Origin of the sequence: Mucilaginibacter tolerans, from assembly GCF_030519375.1 — a bacterium.
Taxonomy (GTDB): domain Bacteria; phylum Bacteroidota; class Bacteroidia; order Sphingobacteriales; family Sphingobacteriaceae; genus Mucilaginibacter.
Genome location: NZ_JAUMKB010000003.1, coordinates 259,953 through 278,233, shown reverse-complemented (window position 1 = coordinate 278,233; position 18,281 = coordinate 259,953). Strand labels below are relative to the sequence as shown.

Sequence of the window (18,281 nt, the reverse complement as noted above, 5' to 3'; positions counted from 1 at the left end):
TTTGCACTTGCTACCTGCAATGCTCACCTCCATCAACATGAATTAATGCACCGTTTATCCAGAGAGCCTCATTACTACATAATAGTGAGATCACTTTTGCTACATCTTCGGGTTGGGTCATTCGGCCCATCGGGTTACGGTTTGTGCCTATCTCCAGCAGCTTTTCACTGCCTGGTATCATTTTTAATGATGAGGTGGCGGTAATGCCTGCCTGTATCAAATTTGTTTTTAATCCGAAGGGGGCAAATTCCACAGCCATATATTTCGCCAGGCTCTCCAACGATGCTTTGGCGATGGAAACTGCCGCGTAGCCATCCCAATGTTTGTGGGCACCCTCACTGGTAAGACCTATAATGCGGGCATCCTGATGAAAAAGCTCCTCATCCAATATAGCACGGGTCCAGTCTAATAAGCTATTCGACATAGCGTAGCTGGTAAACTGAATGTCTTCGGTTGAAAGCTCGTCTGCTGAATCTTTAACACCTGCCAATGGCTTCAAATTTCCGCGGGCAATAGAATGCAGCAGGAGTTTTACCTTATGTTTTGAGACGCTACCCTCCGCTGTAAATCTTACAAGAAAGTTTTCACGGCCTTCTGTACTTAAAGCATTAATGTTATATGGCAGAATGGTGATATTATTTTCGGCCGCGATTTTTTCAAATTTTCCGAACAATGCTTTTTCAGTAACTGACGTCTCCCGGTAAAGTGCCGCAATGTTCATCCCGTTTTGCGCCAGTTTTTCGACAGCGGCGAAACCAAAGCCACTCGATCCTCCTAAAATTATAGCCCATAAACCGGACAACGGCGCGTTCTTACTCACTTCAGAATTTTTAAACTTTTATATGCTTAGCTTGTCTTAACAGGGGACTTAATCAGCTATAAACTTATTGCTTCTAAAAATGCAGCCTCAAAGTAAGCAAAAGTTAATTAGTTTTTAAGCATAATGTTGCAATATAAGGCACTTTTTGCGTTTAATATTGAATTTATAAGTGTTAGTATAACATCTAATAAGGTTGCCCCGCCATATATTATTTATTATGTTTGGTATTGCTTTATATGAAAATAAGATTGAAATCAGGTTTTATGATAATGCTTTTATTGTTGATCGTATCAGTAAAAGTAAATGCGCATCCGCAGAAATTTGAGAAAGCTGAGCTTTATGAAGTAATGAAATCAGGTTCGCTGGACGCAATAAATAATGAGCTGGAGATAGTAAGATCAGCACCTGAAAAAGAGCGCGATGGTTATGAGGGGGCATTACTGATGAGAAAGGCAGGCTTACTAAAAAAGCCCAAGGATAGATTAAGTACGTTTAAGCAGGGCCGGATTAAACTGGAGACAGCATTGCTGGCTGATCCGGAAAATGCCGAATTGCATTTTTTGAGGTTGATCATTGAGGAGCATGCACCAAAAATTGTAAAATATCATTCGGATATTGAAAAAGATAGGGCTCAAATCATAAAAGATTTTAAGAGTCTGTCTGCTGCGGTGCGTCATGCGATTTTGGATTACTGCGAAAAATCAAAAGTGTTGCATAAGGAAGATTTCTAACTTTGCCGCAAAATGGAAAAAAAAGTATTGGCTATTTATTATACGCAGTCGGGACAGATGGGCGATATCATCAGCTCATTCACAGCTCCGATAGCCGGGACCGGTGCAACAGTGGAGAAGGTACAAGTGAAGCCAGTTATTGAGTATAAGTTTCCATGGAAAGGCAATCACTTTTTTTCGGTAATGCCTGATTGTGTGCTGAGCGTAGCTACTGAACTGCAGCCATTCGAGTTGAAGGAGAATTCGTATGATTTGGTAATACTTGGTTATCAGCCATGGTTTTTATCACCAAGTATACCGTCAAATTCTATCATAAATAGCCCGGAATTTAAGAGCGTATCAAAAGATACCCCAATAATTACTATTAGTGCCGGGCGTAATATGTGGCTCAATGCTTATGACAGGATACGGAATTCGCTGAAGGATACCGGAGGTAAATTAGTAGGAAATATTGCCCTGGTTGATAAACATTCCAATCCGATAAGCTTTATCACCATTTTTTACTGGATGCTTACCGGCAAAAAAGAACGTTACCTGAATATTTTTCCAAAGCCGGGTGTATCTGATGAAGATATAAAAAACACATCCGTTTTTGGCGAGCTTGTCGCAAGGCACTTAGAGACAGGCGAATGGAGCAATCTGCAACAAGAACTATTGGTTGAAAAAGCTGTTGTAGTAAAATACCCGCTGATGTTTATTGAAGGGAAGGCAAAAATTATTTTTGCCGCCTGGGCCAAATTTATTGCGAAAAGGAAGAACAAAGCGCCATGGATATCGGCGTTTAAGTATTATCTTTTTGTTGCGCTGTTTTTAGGTGCGCCAGTTCTTCTTACATTAGATGCAATATTTATTAAACCATTTTCGGCTAAACGAATTAAAGCTAAAAAACAAAACTATTTACAAGTAATATAAAAATATGTCTAACCAGGTTTATATAAACGCTACTTCTGCATATTTCCCGAACGGGCCGGTGTCGAACGATGAGATGGAGGAATATCTGGGTTATATCGATGGCCGTCCATCCAAATCAAAAAAGATTGTATTGCGCAATAATGGTATTACCAACCGTTACTATGCGCTGGATAAGAGCGGCAAATCGACCCATACCAATGCGCAGATGACCGCCCTGGCTGTGAAAGAATTGTTTAAGGATAACCCTGAGAAAATAAAAGAAGTTGAACTGCTTTCGTGCGGTACCTCATCGCCCGACCAGGTAATGCCGAGTCACGGTGTAATGGCTCACGGCTGGCTGCCTGAAATGGAGTCGATCGAAGTGGTATCGCCGTCGGGCGTTTGCTGCGCCGGTATGCATGCCGTCAAATTTGCTTACCTGGCTATTAAATCAGGAGAGACTAAACTGGCTGTAGCAACAGGCTCTGAAAGGTTTTCAGGACTGTTGGTCTCCGATGTATTTGAAGAAGAAGCACAGAAGCTGAAAGAGATGGAGGAAAACCCTTTCATCGCTTTTCAGAAGGACTTTTTGCGCTGGATGCTTTCGGATGGTGCATCGGCATTTTTGATGTCGGATAAACCCAATGAAAACGGGTTAAGCCTGCGTGTCGACTGGATTGAAGGTGCATCATATGCCAACGAGATGGATACTTGTATGTATATGGGTGGCGAAAAGATGGAGGACGGTTCACTAAAGGGCTTTATGGATTATACACCTGAAGAGATCATGAACAAGTCTATCTTCAGTGTGAAACAGGATATTACTTTGCTCAGTGATAATATTGTTCACCTGGGCGGTAAGAAAATAAAAGAGATAATGGACAAAAGAGGCCTTGGAGCTGCCGATATAGATTACTTCCTGCCTCACATCTCCAGCGACTTCTTCAGAAGCAGGATATATGACATGGTGGAGATCTATGGAGGTGGCATTCCTTACGAAAAATGGTTCATCAATTTATATACGGTAGGCAATGTGGGAGCAGCATCAATCTTCCTGATGATTAATGAACTGTTTAACAGCGGTAAATTGAAGAAGGGAAACAGGTTATTGCTGTTAGTGCCGGAGAGCGCCCGCTTCTCGTATATGTATGCTATGCTTACTGTCGTATAGTTGATTGAGTTGAATGGGTTGATTAAGTTGAATTGGTTATCGGGATAATCCTTAAAATCACTCAATCGTGTCGTTTGTTATCTTTGTAAATCTATGAAATCATAGAATTGTATACCATGAAGAAGGAAAATGTGCCACAGGATATGGGTGCGCTTGGGAAGATCACCAAAGAGGTTTGTTATGCTACCGATAACACCGGCAAATACGTGACTGAACTGAGCAGCGGATGGGATGTAAAGTCAGGCGCATTGGATGTGGCCTGGAAAGATGTGGAAGAACGCGTTGCCAGAGCAAAACGAAGAGTATTGAACGGAGAAGTCAGCCCGCTGCTATTTTTTATGGAATACCGGTTGATGGATATTGAAATACTGGCAGGCTATTCCGGTTTCTGGAAATGGCAGGTAAAAAGACATTTAAAACCCGACGTGTTTAAAAAACTATCTGATAAAAAACTTCAAAAATATGCCGACGCCTTTAACGTTAAGGTGGAGGATCTAAAAACCATGACCGTGCATGAAGCTTGATTTTGAACACCACCAGTCGGCACATTGCGAGTCAGGGGTTACAAGCAGTTTATTACGCGAAAGCTCATCCAATAAGATAACCGAACCACTGGCCTTTGGCATCGGGGCAGGCTTGTTTTTCTGTTATATACCGTTGATCAAAATAAATAATGGTCCGGCGATAGCTTTCCGCACTTTTCCGGGACTGATATTTAAACGGACCTGCAATGCGTTGGGTATTCCGGTTATCCGCAAGAAATTCAGCTCGAAAGGGCAAGCGGAAAGCTATTTGATTGAACGATTGAAGGAGGGGCACCCTGTTGGCTGCCAGGTAGGGGTATACTACCTTTCCTATTTCCCTCGCGAATACCGTTTTCATTTCAACGCACATAACCTGATCGTTTTTGGTAAGGAGGATGATAACTACCTCATCAGCGACCCGGTGATGGAAACGCCGACCAAACTCACCAGTTATGAGTTGGAGCGCGTTCGTTTTGCGAAAGGGGCTTTAGCTCCTAAAGGGCAGTTATACTATCCTAAGAGCAAAGCAATAATTACCGATGAGCAGATCAGGAAAGCCATCATCAGCGGCATAAAAACAAATGTGAACCAAATGCTGCGCATTCCCGGAAACTTTGCCGGGGTAAGTGGAATTAAATACACAGGTAAAAAAATAAAAAACTGGCGCAATAAATTAGGCGTTGAAAAAGCCGGCTCGTACCTGGCGCAATTGGTGCGCATGCAAGAAGAGATAGGCACCGGCGGTGGTGGTTTCCGTTATATTTATGGAGCCTTTTTGCAGCAAGCACAGGCTTATACACATAACGACCAACTGTCCGAAATCTCAAAAATATTTACCCAGGCAGGCGACCTTTGGCGAACGGCAGCCGTACATGCAGCTGGGATATACAAGGGACGATTGGGCAGCCAGGAAGATTTTAACCAGATGGGCGATTACCTGATCGAGATAGCAGAACTGGAGAAGAATGCTTTTCTTGCTTTAAAGAATATTAAATGGTAGCAGACAGCGAACTGGCGGTAAATATCGAGAACCTGGGGTTTCACTATCCCGGCAACGATGGCGTGATCTTCTCCGGCCTGAATTTGAAGGTGCGGAAAGGGGAGCGCTTTGGCTTGTTCGGTCCCAATGGAGCTGGTAAGACTACGCTGCTAAGTTTGATAACCGGTTTGCTCTCCGCTGATTCAGGTACGATTACTTTACTGGGAAATGATGTTCGCAAGAAAAATAATGATGTCAACAAAATGATCGGTTTTGTGCCGCAGGATTTTTCTTATTATCAGGAATTGAGCCCAGTTGAGAACCTGGAGTTTTTTGGGGCATGGTCGGGGTTGAGCAAGCAGCAGATCAGAACAAGAACCGATGAATTGCTTGATATACTTGGCCTCCAAAACGTACGCAATAAGCAGGTAGATAAATTCTCAGGCGGGATGAAGCGCCGTGTAAACCTGGCTATCGGGGTGATTCATAATCCTGCTATCCTGATATTGGATGAGCCGACAGTAGGAGTGGATGTACAAACGCGCCACGCCATCATCAATTATTTGATGGAATTAAACAAAAACGGAACAACACTCATCTACACCTCGCACCAGTTAAGCGAGGCCGAGGGTTTGTGCGAGCAGGTCGCATTGATCGATGTCGGCAGAATTATCACACAAGACAGTCTGACCAATTTATTAAAAGAGCATAAACAGGAAAGCCTGGAGGAGCTCTTCCTCAACCTGACGGGAAAGGAGTATCGCAATGATATTTAAACTGTGGGCAACGATAAAGAAAGACTGTCGGGTGCTCATACGTGATGGCATAGGGCTTTCGCTCATGTTCATCATGCCCATTGTGCTGGTTGTTGTGGTAACGGATATCCAGAACAGCACTTTCCAGCTCATCAATAAAAATAAAATGGCCATCCTGGTTTGTAACCGGGATACCGGCGAATCAGGAAAACAGCTGATCGATGCGATCAATAAGATCGGTTTATTCAAGGTATATAATCTGCCTAAACGTCAGGATGTCAAGACCATCGTCGACTCAATGAAGGAGAAGGACGCTTTATTAAGTGTAATTATTCCCGGAGATTTTACCCGGAGGGTAAAAGCTAAAGCTAAAAGTGTTTCCAATAAAGCAATGGTCAGTTTTGGCTTGCAGGCTGACTCTGTCCAAAAATATGTGGGTGATGTGAGTCCGCTTACTTTATATTATAACCCGGTTATACAGCAACAATTGCGGTTTTCGGTAAAGGGCGGTTTGCAAAGTGCCTTGCAGATTGTGGAAAGCCGGGAGACCTTACGCACACTTTACTTTGCCATCAACGAGAAACCGTTGCCGGAAAAGCTGGAAAACGAAATGCTAAGTAATAAGGCGGCGATCAACGAAATTCCCGTGTCTAAAAATGGTACTTTACGCGCACCAAATGCTGCTCAGCATAATGTGCCGGCGTGGACTATCTTCGCCATGTTTTTTGTGATCATGTCATTAGGTGGAAGTGTGGTTCGTGAAAAAGTGAGCGGGAGTTTTGTGCGTCTTAAAACCCTGCCTACCAGTTATGCCGTAGGCTTATTATCCAAACAAATCACCTATGTAGCGGTTACTGTGATTCAGGCGGTTGTAATATTCGCTTTGGGTATCTGGGGTTTCCCGCTTATGGGTTTACCTGGATTAAATATTCCACTGGATGTATTCGGCCTGTTGGTCGTAACCGTGATCTGCGGATGGTGTGCAGTTAGTTATGCGATTTGCGTGGGCGTATTTGCCGAGTCGCACCAGCAAAGCAACGGTTTTGGGGCGATTTCCATAGTGATACTGGCGGCCATCGGCGGTTTAATGGTGCCGAGCTTCGCAATGGATACTTCTCTGAAAGCTGTAGCCAATCTTTCGCCAATGCATTGGTGCCTTCAGGCTTATTATGGACTATTTTTGGAAGGCAGCAAACTAACTGATGTGATGGAATACCTTATACCGTTGGTGTTAATCACCCTCGTGTTGCAACTGATAACCTTTTTAGGATTGAAACAAAAAAATTTAATATAATTACGGAATGGAACAGACTACAGAGCTGAAAGAAAAACTGAAAAGCCAGATCATATTATTTCTAAACTTAACTGACCTTACCCCCGCCGATATTAAGGACGATGAGCCTTTATTTGGCGACGGATTGGGTTTGGATTCTATAGATTCATTAGAACTGATCGTATTGTTGAAAAGAGAATACGGCATTAATATTCAGGACCCTAAAGTGGGACGCAAAGTGTTGGTAGACATTAATACGATGGCGGCTTATATTGAAGAGCACGGGAAGAAGTAAAATGCATAAACTTCAACCTTTATGGTCGCATCGAGACCATACATAATTTACAGTTTACCAAAAAGTAGGACCACACAGGCTTTGAAAGGTGGGAAAATTGAAAAAGTTTGGGATAATATAAAGCTATTCTTAATAAACTGCACAACAGCGGATATTCAGATTCCCAATAGTACCTATTTGCAAGGGTTCTCTGCTGATGAAGAACATGATGAATCTTCGATTTTAGCTGGTAAAGTTCTTCAAAATACCCAAGAAGTTTTCGGCATTGGAAGAATCTCTTCGGTGGCATATCATTACCCTAGTAATATCCCCACTAAACAAATAAAAATACAATGGGATTTAACGGCTAATGAATTATCAAAAGCCATAAATTATATGATAGAAGGGCAACCTTGGCCGAAATATAATCTTGGACCTGTTGAACTAATTTTGTCTTATGATTTCAAACTAATTGACCCAGCTACAAAAATTGAATTACCAAACCAACAGTTCACCTCAAGTATTTTGTTTTGGTTGACAAAAAGTAATTGCATATGTCCAAGTTTATGTTTTCCGTATGAAGAACCAAATGAAGAATTTTGGGAGTATATTGACAGCATAGAACCATTTTTACCATTCAAATTTGATCGCAAATATTTAAGCTTAGGCGTTCAAATAAAAAAGGCACTTCGAATACATTTTCTAGGCTTTAGAATATTTAAAGCGGTGTGATATTGTTTGCGGGGTTTAAGTAGCTGAAACAATCATTAACGAATGATACTTATACAAGTAATGATTATAGATCAGCACTTTCTTTAGCGGCCTGCTGTTAACCCGCGGTTCGGCAACTGTCTGCGGAATGATGCCTTTCTTAACGACATTCGCTGCCAGCCATAAAGCAAAAGACGATGAAGTAGCATACTCACCGCACAAATGTTTATAGTTTGCTATTCCGGCATTTTGGAAAATTGAAGACGCTAACTGCTTATAAATCGCATCATTCCGTACATCGCCGTTTTTCCCGGTAATTACCAGGTCAATATCTTCAGCTTTCAGCTCGTTTTCAGCAAGGAATTTAGTAATACCAGCTTCTACATCGCTGGTATTATAAAGTGTTTTAACCGATGAAAGTTCAGCCAGGTTATCGTCGGAAGCTTTGTCGGAAAGTAAGAAGAACGCCGCACCTTCTCCGCCCATTGTCCCTTTTGCCTCAGATGAAAGCAAGTGCAGGTTTGAGGTCGGCTGACGTCTGTATAATCCTAATCGTGTCAGCACTTTAAAGCTGGTATCTACCATTTCTTCCGTTCCGCCAACTAGTATGTTATGGGCTTCCTGTTCGCGCAAAAGCATGTTGGCATCTATCAGCGCACTTTCAAAAGAGATGCCCTTATGCACAAATGTGTTATTGTAGCCATGGCATTTGAGCATTAGGGCCACCTGCGCGGCAACGGTGTTATGCGTAGATTGTATAAAGGCAGTAGGAGGAAGCAGTTCTTCGTTTTGCTCCACCATGCGGGTCAAAAAGGTGACCGTGTCTTCCATACAGCCAAATGCGGTGCCTGTTATGATAGCCTCCGGCATTTCTATTCCGGCTTGATTAAGGCAATCCTTTGCTGTAGCTACGCCCATCTTGATGATATGGCTCATACGGCGTATCAGCTTTGGGTCGATAAACTCTTTATAATCAGGTTCAATGGTCCTGAGCCGTGTTCCGTTGTATTCAACAATGTTATCCAGAAAAACTTCACTTCTGAAGGTTTTTTGGGGCGATATGCAGGCGGCGGAACGAATGTAGGTTTTCATATCAGGCCCTCGAGAAGATTAAAGATGTACAATTACCACCAAAACCAAATGAATTTGACATTACATGATTCAGTTGTCGCCCTTTGATGAATTTTGTTTCCGGTTTAAAAGGCAATTCACTCATCTGCGTTTCAAATCTCAGGTTCGGGTATATGATGCCATTTTTGATCGCTAATACCGAAAATACTGCTTCGATACTACCACTCGCCCCCAAAGTATGCCCGGTATAGGATTTTGTTGAGCTCATCGGCGGATAATGCGGATCGAACAAGCGTTTTACGGCGGCGCCCTCTGCGCTGTCGTTATTCGGCGTACCGGTTCCGTGCAGATTGATGTAATCGATATCAGATGGTTTTAAACCGCTTTTGTCCAGCGCACCTTTCATAGCCAGATAAGAACCTGTACCATCCGGAGATGATGCAGTCTGATGATAGGCATCATTGCTATTGTTGTAGCCGCTTAGTTTGCAGTACACGGGTTTGCTTAAAGTTCGCGCCACTTTCTCAGATACCAACACCAAATATCCGGAGCCTTCACCCAGGTTAAGGCCTTCCCGGTGCTCATCAAAAGGTTTGCAGAATTCTTTATCCAGTATCATCAGTGTATTGAACCCATTCAGCGTGAATTTAGTTAGCGCATCAGTTCCACCGGCTATAACTACATCCAGCAGGTCGTTTTTGATCAGTCGTGCAGCATAGAAGATTGCATTGGCTGATGATGAGCAAGCGGTGCTGATCGTCGTCATGTAATCAGTAATGCCTAACTGGTCAGCTACGATCTCTGTTTTACTGCCGCACTCATGGTCGAACACATTCCTTAGCTTGCCTCTGTTATTGTTAGCCAGGAAATCGACAAAAAAGTCCTCGCTCTTATCCATGCCGCCTACGGTATTGGCGGAGACAAAACCTGTGCGTAATGACTCAAAATTAGGGATTGCGGCATCCTGTAATGCTTCCCGCGCAGCAACTAAACTTAATAACGCCGTGCGGCTGGTCTGCGGCGGCAGGCCAGTTATGGCAATTAATTCACCATTACTCAATTTTACCTCAGCTACCGGCAACTTACCCTTGTGAATAGTGTCCAGCAATGTAATCTCACCCATGCCGGCCTTCCCATTCTCAAAGGAACTAAGGTGCTCCGTTACATTTTTACCGATGGCTGAGATCACGCCAACACCTGCTATATGCACTGATGAACTCATATTATTGCGCTATGCAATTTTAATTTGTTTCGAATATATTATTGATATTTTTTGCTGAAAATGGCACAGAGCTGTCCGTTTGCCTCTTTTCCACCAAAAATAATGCTGCTTTGTAATACTGGTCCAATACATCCACCCAGCCGCAAATACAAGCTTTCAGGATATTGTTATCTAAAAGATAGTTTACTTGTACTATAACAAAATCAGCGTCAAATGTTTCCTGTATATAAAAACCATGTTCGCCTTTAAAGTTATTTCTGATACAGATTTCACCGATAACAATATTTGGCAGGGTATAAACAAACAACGAAGGACTGGCAATTTCTTTAGCCGATTCAAAATATTTAATATCATTATCTAAGCTTGAATTCCGGTTAGCTAAAACTATCCCAACTTCCTCGGGTTGATATTGGTCTTTTTGATAATTATCCATCAGCAATACCTCCGACGCCAGCCAACCCAGCTTACTCAGATTATCCATTTTATAATATTTAGGATAATTCAGCTGAAAATGCTGATATATTGATAAAAGGAAACCTGTAAGGTCAGCACTTTTATTCTGAAATAGCAGCCTCCCATTTTTGAAGACATCGCCCCCCTCAATTACGCAACTGCTTATGATATGATTTTCTGCCAGCAATGTTTATCCTTACCTTATTCTTCCAAAACTACCCATTATTTGCCAAAAATAACGGCGGCATTGCAACCACCAAATCCTGATGCAGTTTTTAAAAAACGCTTTGCTTTTACGGACAGAGGTTCAGCAATCACATTAACGGGCTTAGTCACTCCCATTTTCTTAAAACCTGGAGTGGGTAAAACTAAGTCTTGTTGTAACGATTGAATAGATATGATCGATTCAATCAATCCAGCCGCGCCAAGTGTATGCCCGTAATAACCTTTCAGACTGTTTAATGGCGCCGATTGCAGCCCCGATAAATTGATAGCATTCGCTTCCATTTCATCATTATACGGGGTGGCTGTGCCATGAGCTGAAATGAAATCAATTTCATTGGGCGATAATCCGGCTTCCTTTAAAGATTGATCGATAGCAAAGCTCAACTCTTTCCCCGTGCGTGATGGCCCGGAGATATGATTGGCATCATTGCTTACAGCGCCTCCCAGTACTTTTATATTTCCCGTATATTTTTTATTGGCTGATAAAATGATCGTACCTGCACCTTCTCCCAAATTTAAACCATCCCGTGATTTATCAAATGGACGGCATACCTGAGGACTTAATGCCTGGAAGGATTCGAATCCTGATAAGATAAAAGATGAAATCACATCGGCACCTGCAATTATTGCATTTTCATATTGACCGGTTTGCAACAATCGCGCTCCGGTAATGATACCCATCACGCCCGATATACAAGCATTAGAAATGATAATAGGCGTATTGCTGAAACCAAAATGATGGGCCACCAGCTTAGCCGAAGTCGATAAAGCTATCCGTTTTTGTAATTCAGGAGTATTTTTTTCTGTTTCCAGCAGACTGATATTTCCCTTGGTAGAGGATATGATCAGTATTGTTTTTTTATCCGTTACAGCTATGCCGGTGTTCTTTAAAGCGTCGGTAATAGAAGCGATCAATAGTTGCTCGAATTTGGTAAAGCCGGTTTGGTTGCCTTCTATAAAAGCTTCACTTTTATCAAATATCGATGCATAAAAGGGCCTGGATGAGATGGCCGGATCATCATGTTCCATAACACCGGAAACATTACCACTAAGACGGTCAAAATTCTCGGCTGTGGTTTTACCGATGGGCGACAATATATTATCAGCAACTACAAATACATCCTGTTCCATTGTTCAATTATGCTGATAGATAACCTTTTATCTCATGGCATTTCTTAAAAAGCAGATATGTGATCCGAAGCCACCAGGAAGTCTTTCACACGTGCCATTTCTTTATAACGTGGCTGGTCCTCAATAAATTTCGGGGAAATAGCGCGCACCTTATCATACAACGACATGGATGCGGATGATAACCTGTCGTGACATTCCAGGTAGTCTATAGCCTGCAGTATGGTAATTAAATGAATGGCCAGTACCTCGAACGAATTGTCAATCACCCTTTTGGTCATCAATGCTGCGTTGCAGCCCATGCTTACAATGTCCTGGTTATCATTATTATTAGGGATGCTGTGTACATACATCGGGAACGACAGTGTTTGATTTTCCGCTACTGTTGATGTAGCCGTAAACTGCATGCCCTGTATACCGAAGTTTAGTCCTAAAACACCCAGATTAACAAAAGGCGGGAATTTCTGGTTCAGTTTGTTGTTCAGCAAGTAATTCAATTGGCGTTCAGCAAGCATGGAGAGCTTAGTAATGGCGATCTTCAGCTTATCCATCTCCAGGGAGACGTAATCGCCGTGGAAATTGCCGCCATGAAAAATGTTGTGGTTTTCATGATCGATCACCGGGTTGTCGTTAACCGAGTTGATCTCATTCACCACAACATTCTCAGCCTGGTTGATGGTATCATAAATAGGCCCCAAAACCTGGGTGACACAACGTAACGAGTAATATTCCTGTACTTTATCTTCAAATACTTCCTGATCAAGATTGTCTGGATTGTATAAATGCTCCGAACGGTCGCGGATCATTTTGCTGTCTTTCAGAATATCGCGCATCAATGAAGCAATTTTGTTTTGCCCTTTGTGATGTTTTACAATATTCAGTTCATAGGAATAATGATCATCAAAGGCCTCAACGATCTCATTAATCATTGCAGAAAACAATACCGACCAGCTTAGCAGCTTTCGCGCATAAAGGATATTTATCATCCCAATGCCCGTCATTGCCGAAGTACCGTTTAAAATAGCCAAGCCTTCGCGTATGTGAATGGAGAGTGGCTTGATATTGAATTTATTAAATATCTCAATAGTCGGATGAACTGCATCTTCAAAAATCACTTCGCCTTCACCTATCAGAACTAATCCCAGATGGGCCAATTGTACCAGGTCGCCGCTTGCGCCAACGCCACCATGTTCATATATGCACGGACAAATGTCGTTGTTGATCATTTCTTTTAACAGCTCGACCACTTCAGTATGCACACCCGAATAAGCCTGCATAAAGCTATTTAACCGCGCTATCATCAACGCTTTTGACAATTGGGCCGGAATCAGTTTACCGCTGCCGGACGAGTGGCTGCGGATAAGGTTATATTGAAGTTGTAAAATATTTTCTTCGCTTACCTTGTATTGCGCCATCGGCCCAAAACCGGTATTGATGCCATAGATCAGTTTGTGCGAGGAGAACTTTTTAAGGAATTCAAAATTGGTGTTTACCTTGTTTAAGGCTGCTGTATCCAAAGCCACTTCTTCGTTTTTAAATATCAGCTCAGCAAAATCATCTAAAGAAAGTGTGCTTTGTCCAATATGTATCATGGGCAAAATGTATGTTTTTCGGGTTTTTAAATTAATTGGCTAAGGTATGAATAAAGTCCGTAAGTCGGCAAGTCAGAAAGTTGGCAAGATGTTTCTTTTATGATGTTTTCCAGACTTCCCAACTGATACGGACTTCCGGACTACAATCTTCTGTCAATAAATTTGACTGGCTTCCGGTTAGCCTCATTAAACTGCATTTTTTGGATCTCTTCTGCAGTGATGTATTTAATATGAGGACTCACCCTTAGCCTGGCCTGCAAATAAGAACGGATGCGGTGGTCGCATTCTTCGCTATCGTCTGCGGGGACGACATAAAGTGTTACCTGGTCAAGGTCAATATCGTTTGACGATACCTCCACTACATAATCCAGTATTTCTTCGCGTTCGTTAAGCAGATCAAACAACGCAGGTGGATATAGGGTCGTCCCTTTGAATTTGATCATCTGTTTTTTTCGGCCAAGGATGGGCGAAAGGCGTAAGCTTGTTCTGCCGCAAGCGCAGGGTTCGTCAAAATACATGCAGATGTCGCCGGTTTTATAGCGCAGCAATGGCATCCCTTCTACGCCTAAAGTTGTAATGGTCACTTCTCCGGGAGCATAAGGTTCTACTGGTTGATTATTGTCGTCTAATAATTCTACGATCACCAATTCGGGTTGATAGTGTCCACCTTTGCCTTCGCCACATTCCGTAAAGGCCGTTTGCATTTCGGTGGAGGCATAAGTTGAATATAGTTTGATGTTCCAGGCTTCGGTAATCTTTTTGCCAAGCATATTCAGCGAGAAATCTGTATTGCGGATGTTTTCTCCTATGCAGATCGCTTTTTTAACTGATGTGTTATTGATATCAATTCCGGCTTCTTTGGCAAAATTGATCAGCTTTAATATAAATGATGGTACCGCAACGATAGCAGTTGGTTTCAATCTCTGGATGGTTTCCCATTGTAATGCGGGCACGCCCGGGCCAAGCCTGATGATGCCCGCCCCTAATTTGCGGATGCCTGAATAATAAGCGATACCTGCCATAAACTGGCGGTCGAGTGTCAGCATCAGCTGGTAAATATCTTCCTTTGAGCCATCAGCGCATGAGAATGAGTTATACTCGTTGTAAGCTAGGCGGTTCAGGTCATTTTCTGTTAGGGCAATGGTAACCGGCCCGCCTAACGTGCCTGAGGTTGAAGTATATTCTATCACCTGTTGGGCAGGTACACAAAGAAAGTCGTTGTTGCGCTGTTGTAAGTCTTCCTTATAAGTTGGTGGTATTTGTGCCAGGTCAGCGATTGTTTTGACCGTGTTAATATCGATTTGATGCTTTGCAAATAGTTCCTTATAAAATGGCGAATATTGTGAAACATATTGCAAAAGTTGCTGCAATTTTTGTTCCTGCATCTTTGTTTCTTCTCCTGCCAATTGTTTATCCCGTTCCTCTAAAATCGACATTAGTTTCCAGTTTTTACTTCCCCCAAATGTAATAAAAATGCCTAAAGTGAGTTCTTTTGAAGCATAGTAATAAACATTATTACTATATTTAGGTTATCCGTTTAATTTTAACATTAACCAATTTACATGAAGTACAGTAGATTTTTGATCATTACGATTGTAACAGTTTTTAGCTTTGGTTTTGCAAAAGAAACAAAAGCAGAGCCATTGGCTGGTCCGGTTACTTTATTACAGCGAAGACCGCCTCCGCCACCACCGCCGCCCGGTGCTCCAAGGTTACACAGGCGTCACAGGCATTACCGGCATCATCGCGGAAGCCTGAATATCAGATTGCCAAAACCACCGCCGCATCCAAATGGCCCACTGCCTCCACCGCCGCCGCGTCCGCCACGCCCATAGAATAAAAATGCCTCTCAGATTCGGAGAGGCATTTTTTACATATATAAACATGTAGAGACGCTAGGCATTGCGTCTCTACAAAGGCGTAAATTTATTTGCTCAGATACATCACATTATAATATTCATCAGCCATACGTCCGGAATCAAATGCTGGTGAAACATCGGCAGCTGCTTTTCTGATCATAGATACCCATTTTTTCTGATCTTTATAATACATCGGACGGATCGTATTATTCAAAATATCCATCAGGCTTTTCGCTTCCAGCATATCCCTGTCGTGCTGGGGTAAACTGTCATCACCGGGGGGAATAACAAAGCAATTCTCTTTATCCTTTGCAAATTCGGGTACCCAGCCATCAGGAAGCGAGAAGTTGACGCTGCCATTCATCGCTGCCGTCATTCCGCTGGTGCCGGATGCTTCGCGGTACATTTTTGGGTTATTCAACCAAACGTCTGATCCTTTTTTGAGTAATGCAGACAGCCCGAGCTCGTATCCAGTAAGTACCGCACAGTTGGCAAAAGGCCACATTTTATGGATGATCTGGTTAAACTGGTCTATCGCGCCATAATCTTCAGGATACGGTTTTCCGGCCCAAATTAATTGTACAGGCATTTCGCTGCTGTATATCAATTTTATAAAGCGCTCCCAGTCGTAAGTCATCAGGTCGGCGCGTTTATAACCGGCGAAACGGCGGGCCCATACAACTGTCAGTACATTTTCGTCAAATATCTTACCGCATTGATCGGCCACTACTTTAAACAAATGCCTTTTCATTTCTTTTTTGCGACTAATGATCGCTTCATCACTCTTTCCGGCTAAAGCATTTTCAAACTGATCGTCTTTCCAATAGGTTTTGTTTTGTGCATTGGTAATGGAAGTGATCTCGCAAATACCAGGATTGTGATCCCACATTTCGCGGGAAACTTCACCATGGAGCTTGGATACACCATTGGCTTTTTTAGCGAATTTAAGGGCGGCCAATGTATAATTCAAACCATAATGGTCGATATCGAGCAGCTTTTTTACCTCTTCGATTTGCAAGCCATAAAAGAATGACATCTTTTTGAGCAGATCATAACTGTGCTCTTCATTACCGGCAGCCTCGGGGGTATGAGTTGTAAATACTACTCTCTTTTTTACCTCTTTTAAGCTCTGGTATTTAGAATACAGGTAAAAATTAAGCGGTAACGAGTGTCCCTCGTTCATATGATAAATGTCGATATTCAAACCAAGTTTATCGATCAGCATCGCGCCACCAATACCCAGTATGATAGATTGTGCAATGCGGGTTGCCTCGTTTGAATCGTAAAGCTTATAACTGATGGAGCGCGATTGCTCGTCATTCTCATTCAGATTAGTTGTTAGTAAAAAAATCGGGGCAGAGCCAAATGTTTGCGGCTTAAGTAGGAAAGCCCTTACATATACTGGGGTATCATGTACGGGCACAGTAAACATAATGCCGGTATCATGAATAAAAGAATAGCCCTTTTCAACAAACATCGGCTTCATGCTAGCATTGATTTCACGCTGCTGGTCATAATACCCGTATTTCCAGAGCATGCCGATGCCTATTACATTTTGCTTCAATTCATAAGCGCTGCGCATATGCGAGCCGGCAAGAAAGCCTAAGCCACCGCTATAAATTTTTAATGCCTGGTCGATGGCAAACTCCATCGAGAAGTAGGCAACTGCCTTTTTATATTTAGGATCGGGTTGATAACCGAATATTTCGTCTCTTGATAACATAGTTAATTGTGAAATTTATTGTCGGCAATAATAAAAAACATCACCCTATTTTGAGCAGTAGTTTTTATCCACAAAAGGTAACTTCAACCCTGTATTAAGCAGTCATGGCTTTAACGCTGCCCAGAATATGGCGTTGGTAAATAGCTTTTTATAAGCGTCGTTGTCGAACAAGTTGGGGGAGTGGCCCATAAAAATATAGACATTGCGCGCTTTCACATGCTCATTGCTCCATATTACGGGATGATCGCCCATTATGACTTCAGATTTGGGGATATAAGAATTTTCATCAACGCTGGCTATCACGTGGACATTCGGGCGCGGACTTTTATCATAGGTATAGAACTCTTCCGTTTTTATCCAGAACGATGACGGAACACCCTTCATCACCGGGTGTTGCTGATCTTCTACATTTACCTTACCCTGCACAAAAGTGGCAATATAATTTTTCCAGCGAATGCCACCCATAAAGGTGGAGAACCATTGCCACATCGGGTAACCATCAAATTCACCCAAAAGCGTGGCATGGTGAAAGCCGATCCATCCGCCGCGCCCTTCTTCAATATATTTTTCGAACGCTTTAACAGCATCAGGTTTCCAGGCGTAAGGGGCATAATCCAATTGGATGAAGAGTTGGTAATGGCTCAAAAATTCTTCATTTATTTTATCTGTGTTCTGGATATAATCAATACTGAAATTACTATCGGTTGCCAGTTTATCGAGCCATATCCTGGCCGCTTTGGAGTATTCTACATGGTGCCCGCCATTTTCGTAAAGAGCGATAACTCTGAAGCGAGGAGCTGTCTGTTGCGCAAATGACTGAGAAAAAGTGAAGAAAAAGATAAAGAGTACCAGTAAATTCTTTCTCATCAGGGTAGATTT

At 42.5% G+C, this 18,281-nt stretch carries 19 protein-coding genes; 10 read left to right on the top strand and 9 right to left on the bottom strand.

All coding sequences use genetic code 11. The features are described from left to right. Positions 1 to 10: 10 nt before the first annotated feature. Positions 11 to 820, bottom strand: a complete 810-nt coding sequence (locus tag Q3A68_RS05960; RefSeq protein WP_302900143.1) for an SDR family oxidoreductase — start codon at positions 818 to 820, stop codon at positions 11 to 13. 236 nt (positions 821 to 1,056) lie between these two features. On the opposite strand from Q3A68_RS05960, the gene Q3A68_RS05955 reads away from it, so the two are divergent. From Q3A68_RS05955 to Q3A68_RS05915, 9 genes are all read left to right on the top strand, one after another. Next, positions 1,057 to 1,551 carry a hypothetical protein gene (locus Q3A68_RS05955; protein ID WP_302900142.1) on the top strand — a complete coding sequence of 165 codons (495 nt, stop codon included), beginning with the start codon at positions 1,057 to 1,059 and terminating at the stop codon, positions 1,549 to 1,551. A 12-nt stretch (positions 1,552 to 1,563) separates the two neighbouring features. Continuing rightward, positions 1,564 to 2,463, top strand: coding sequence for a hypothetical protein (locus Q3A68_RS05950; protein ID WP_302900141.1), 900 nt, complete (start codon positions 1,564 to 1,566; stop codon positions 2,461 to 2,463). A 4-nt stretch (positions 2,464 to 2,467) separates the two neighbouring features. Next, positions 2,468 to 3,613, top strand: coding sequence for a dialkylresorcinol biosynthesis protein DarB (gene darB / locus Q3A68_RS05945; protein ID WP_302900140.1), 1,146 nt, complete (start codon positions 2,468 to 2,470; stop codon positions 3,611 to 3,613). A 116-nt stretch (positions 3,614 to 3,729) separates the two neighbouring features. After that, the gene (gene DarG / locus Q3A68_RS05940; RefSeq protein WP_302900139.1) at positions 3,730 to 4,137 is read left to right on the top strand and encodes a flexirubin biosynthesis protein DarG; all 408 of its coding nucleotides are present in this window, start codon (positions 3,730 to 3,732) and stop codon (positions 4,135 to 4,137) included. Continuing rightward, a complete protein-coding gene (darH, locus tag Q3A68_RS05935) occupies positions 4,127 to 5,137 on the top strand; it encodes a BtrH-related acyltransferase DarH (RefSeq protein WP_302900138.1) in 1,011 nt (336 codons plus the stop codon). Before DarG ends, darH begins: the two co-directional genes overlap by 11 nt. Next, positions 5,131 to 5,892 (top strand): ABC transporter ATP-binding protein, encoded by a 762-nt coding sequence (locus tag Q3A68_RS05930; RefSeq protein WP_302900137.1) that lies wholly within the window; start codon positions 5,131 to 5,133, stop codon positions 5,890 to 5,892. The genes darH and Q3A68_RS05930 overlap by 7 nt, the downstream gene beginning before the upstream one ends. After that, complete coding sequence (locus Q3A68_RS05925) at positions 5,882 to 7,165, top strand: ABC transporter permease (protein WP_302900136.1); 1,284 nt, start codon at positions 5,882 to 5,884, stop codon at positions 7,163 to 7,165. The genes Q3A68_RS05930 and Q3A68_RS05925 overlap by 11 nt, the downstream gene beginning before the upstream one ends. Before the next feature lie 7 nt (positions 7,166 to 7,172). Further along, on the top strand, positions 7,173 to 7,439 hold the full coding sequence (locus Q3A68_RS05920) for a phosphopantetheine-binding protein (RefSeq protein ID WP_302900135.1): 267 nt from the start codon (positions 7,173 to 7,175) through the stop codon (positions 7,437 to 7,439). 21 nt (positions 7,440 to 7,460) lie between these two features. After that, the gene (locus Q3A68_RS05915; RefSeq protein ID WP_302900134.1) at positions 7,461 to 8,150 is read left to right on the top strand and encodes a hypothetical protein; all 690 of its coding nucleotides are present in this window, start codon (positions 7,461 to 7,463) and stop codon (positions 8,148 to 8,150) included. Between the two features lie 15 nt (positions 8,151 to 8,165). Here Q3A68_RS05915 and Q3A68_RS05910 read toward each other — a convergent pair whose 3' ends face one another. The 6 genes from Q3A68_RS05910 to flxY all read right to left on the bottom strand — a co-directional run bounded on the left by Q3A68_RS05910 (position 8,166) and on the right by flxY (position 15,256). Then, positions 8,166 to 9,221 (bottom strand): beta-ketoacyl synthase N-terminal-like domain-containing protein, encoded by a 1,056-nt coding sequence (locus Q3A68_RS05910; RefSeq protein ID WP_302900133.1) that lies wholly within the window; start codon positions 9,219 to 9,221, stop codon positions 8,166 to 8,168. Position 9,222: 1 nt separating this feature from the next. Then, the gene (locus Q3A68_RS05905; protein ID WP_302900132.1) at positions 9,223 to 10,422 is read right to left on the bottom strand and encodes a beta-ketoacyl-[acyl-carrier-protein] synthase family protein; all 1,200 of its coding nucleotides are present in this window, start codon (positions 10,420 to 10,422) and stop codon (positions 9,223 to 9,225) included. A gap of 19 nt (positions 10,423 to 10,441) precedes the next feature. Beyond that, positions 10,442 to 10,903 carry a hypothetical protein gene (locus Q3A68_RS05900; protein WP_302900131.1) on the bottom strand — a complete coding sequence of 154 codons (462 nt, stop codon included), beginning with the start codon at positions 10,901 to 10,903 and terminating at the stop codon, positions 10,442 to 10,444. Positions 10,904 to 11,097: 194 nt separating this feature from the next. Beyond that, complete coding sequence (locus Q3A68_RS05895) at positions 11,098 to 12,231, bottom strand: beta-ketoacyl synthase N-terminal-like domain-containing protein (protein ID WP_302900130.1); 1,134 nt, start codon at positions 12,229 to 12,231, stop codon at positions 11,098 to 11,100. A gap of 44 nt (positions 12,232 to 12,275) precedes the next feature. Next, positions 12,276 to 13,820: a flexirubin biosynthesis tyrosine ammonia-lyase FlxA gene (flxA, locus tag Q3A68_RS05890; RefSeq protein ID WP_302900129.1), complete on the bottom strand. Its 1,545-nt coding sequence runs from the start codon at positions 13,818 to 13,820 to the stop codon at positions 12,276 to 12,278. A 140-nt stretch (positions 13,821 to 13,960) separates the two neighbouring features. Continuing rightward, on the bottom strand, positions 13,961 to 15,256 hold the full coding sequence (gene flxY / locus Q3A68_RS05885) for a flexirubin biosynthesis putative acyl-CoA ligase FlxY (protein WP_302900128.1): 1,296 nt from the start codon (positions 15,254 to 15,256) through the stop codon (positions 13,961 to 13,963). 126 nt (positions 15,257 to 15,382) lie between these two features. Here flxY and Q3A68_RS05880 point away from each other — a divergent pair, with 126 nt between their 5' ends. Further along, entirely contained in the window at positions 15,383 to 15,655 is a 273-nt protein-coding gene (locus Q3A68_RS05880; RefSeq protein WP_302900127.1) for a hypothetical protein, read from the top strand. Positions 15,656 to 15,746: 91 nt separating this feature from the next. Here the strand turns inward: Q3A68_RS05880 and glgP are convergent, their stop codons facing one another. Both glgP and Q3A68_RS05870 read right to left on the bottom strand, forming a co-directional pair. After that, the gene (glgP, locus tag Q3A68_RS05875; RefSeq protein WP_302900126.1) at positions 15,747 to 17,402 is read right to left on the bottom strand and encodes an alpha-glucan family phosphorylase; all 1,656 of its coding nucleotides are present in this window, start codon (positions 17,400 to 17,402) and stop codon (positions 15,747 to 15,749) included. Between the two features lie 102 nt (positions 17,403 to 17,504). Further along, positions 17,505 to 18,269: a ThuA domain-containing protein gene (locus Q3A68_RS05870; RefSeq protein WP_302900125.1), complete on the bottom strand. Its 765-nt coding sequence runs from the start codon at positions 18,267 to 18,269 to the stop codon at positions 17,505 to 17,507. Between the last annotated feature and the right edge of the window lie 12 nt (positions 18,270 to 18,281).

Bases quoted from the DNA above. Each gene is read 5' to 3' on its own strand.
- Q3A68_RS05955 (WP_302900142.1), top strand. From the start codon at position 1,057: ATGAAAATAAGATTGAAATCAGGTTTTATGATAATGCTTTTATTGTTG.
- Q3A68_RS05950 (WP_302900141.1), top strand. From the start codon at position 1,564: ATGGAAAAAAAAGTATTGGCTATTTATTATACGCAGTCGGGACAGATG.
- darB (WP_302900140.1), top strand. From the start codon at position 2,468: ATGTCTAACCAGGTTTATATAAACGCTACTTCTGCATATTTCCCGAAC.
- DarG (WP_302900139.1), top strand. From the start codon at position 3,730: ATGAAGAAGGAAAATGTGCCACAGGATATGGGTGCGCTTGGGAAGATC.
- darH (WP_302900138.1), top strand. From the start codon at position 4,127: ATGAAGCTTGATTTTGAACACCACCAGTCGGCACATTGCGAGTCAGGG.
- Q3A68_RS05930 (WP_302900137.1), top strand. From the start codon at position 5,131: ATGGTAGCAGACAGCGAACTGGCGGTAAATATCGAGAACCTGGGGTTT.
- Q3A68_RS05925 (WP_302900136.1), top strand. From the start codon at position 5,882: ATGATATTTAAACTGTGGGCAACGATAAAGAAAGACTGTCGGGTGCTC.
- Q3A68_RS05920 (WP_302900135.1), top strand. From the start codon at position 7,173: ATGGAACAGACTACAGAGCTGAAAGAAAAACTGAAAAGCCAGATCATA.
- Q3A68_RS05915 (WP_302900134.1), top strand. From the start codon at position 7,461: ATGGTCGCATCGAGACCATACATAATTTACAGTTTACCAAAAAGTAGG.
- Q3A68_RS05910 (WP_302900133.1), bottom strand. From the start codon at position 9,221: ATGAAAACCTACATTCGTTCCGCCGCCTGCATATCGCCCCAAAAAACC.
- Q3A68_RS05905 (WP_302900132.1), bottom strand. From the start codon at position 10,422: ATGAGTTCATCAGTGCATATAGCAGGTGTTGGCGTGATCTCAGCCATC.
- Q3A68_RS05900 (WP_302900131.1), bottom strand. From the start codon at position 10,903: ATGGATAATCTGAGTAAGCTGGGTTGGCTGGCGTCGGAGGTATTGCTG.
- Q3A68_RS05895 (WP_302900130.1), bottom strand. From the start codon at position 12,231: ATGGAACAGGATGTATTTGTAGTTGCTGATAATATATTGTCGCCCATC.
- flxA (WP_302900129.1), bottom strand. From the start codon at position 13,820: ATGATACATATTGGACAAAGCACACTTTCTTTAGATGATTTTGCTGAG.
- flxY (WP_302900128.1), bottom strand. From the start codon at position 15,256: ATGTCGATTTTAGAGGAACGGGATAAACAATTGGCAGGAGAAGAAACA.
- Q3A68_RS05880 (WP_302900127.1), top strand. From the start codon at position 15,383: ATGAAGTACAGTAGATTTTTGATCATTACGATTGTAACAGTTTTTAGC.
- glgP (WP_302900126.1), bottom strand. From the start codon at position 17,402: ATGTTATCAAGAGACGAAATATTCGGTTATCAACCCGATCCTAAATAT.
- Q3A68_RS05870 (WP_302900125.1), bottom strand. From the start codon at position 18,269: ATGAGAAAGAATTTACTGGTACTCTTTATCTTTTTCTTCACTTTTTCT.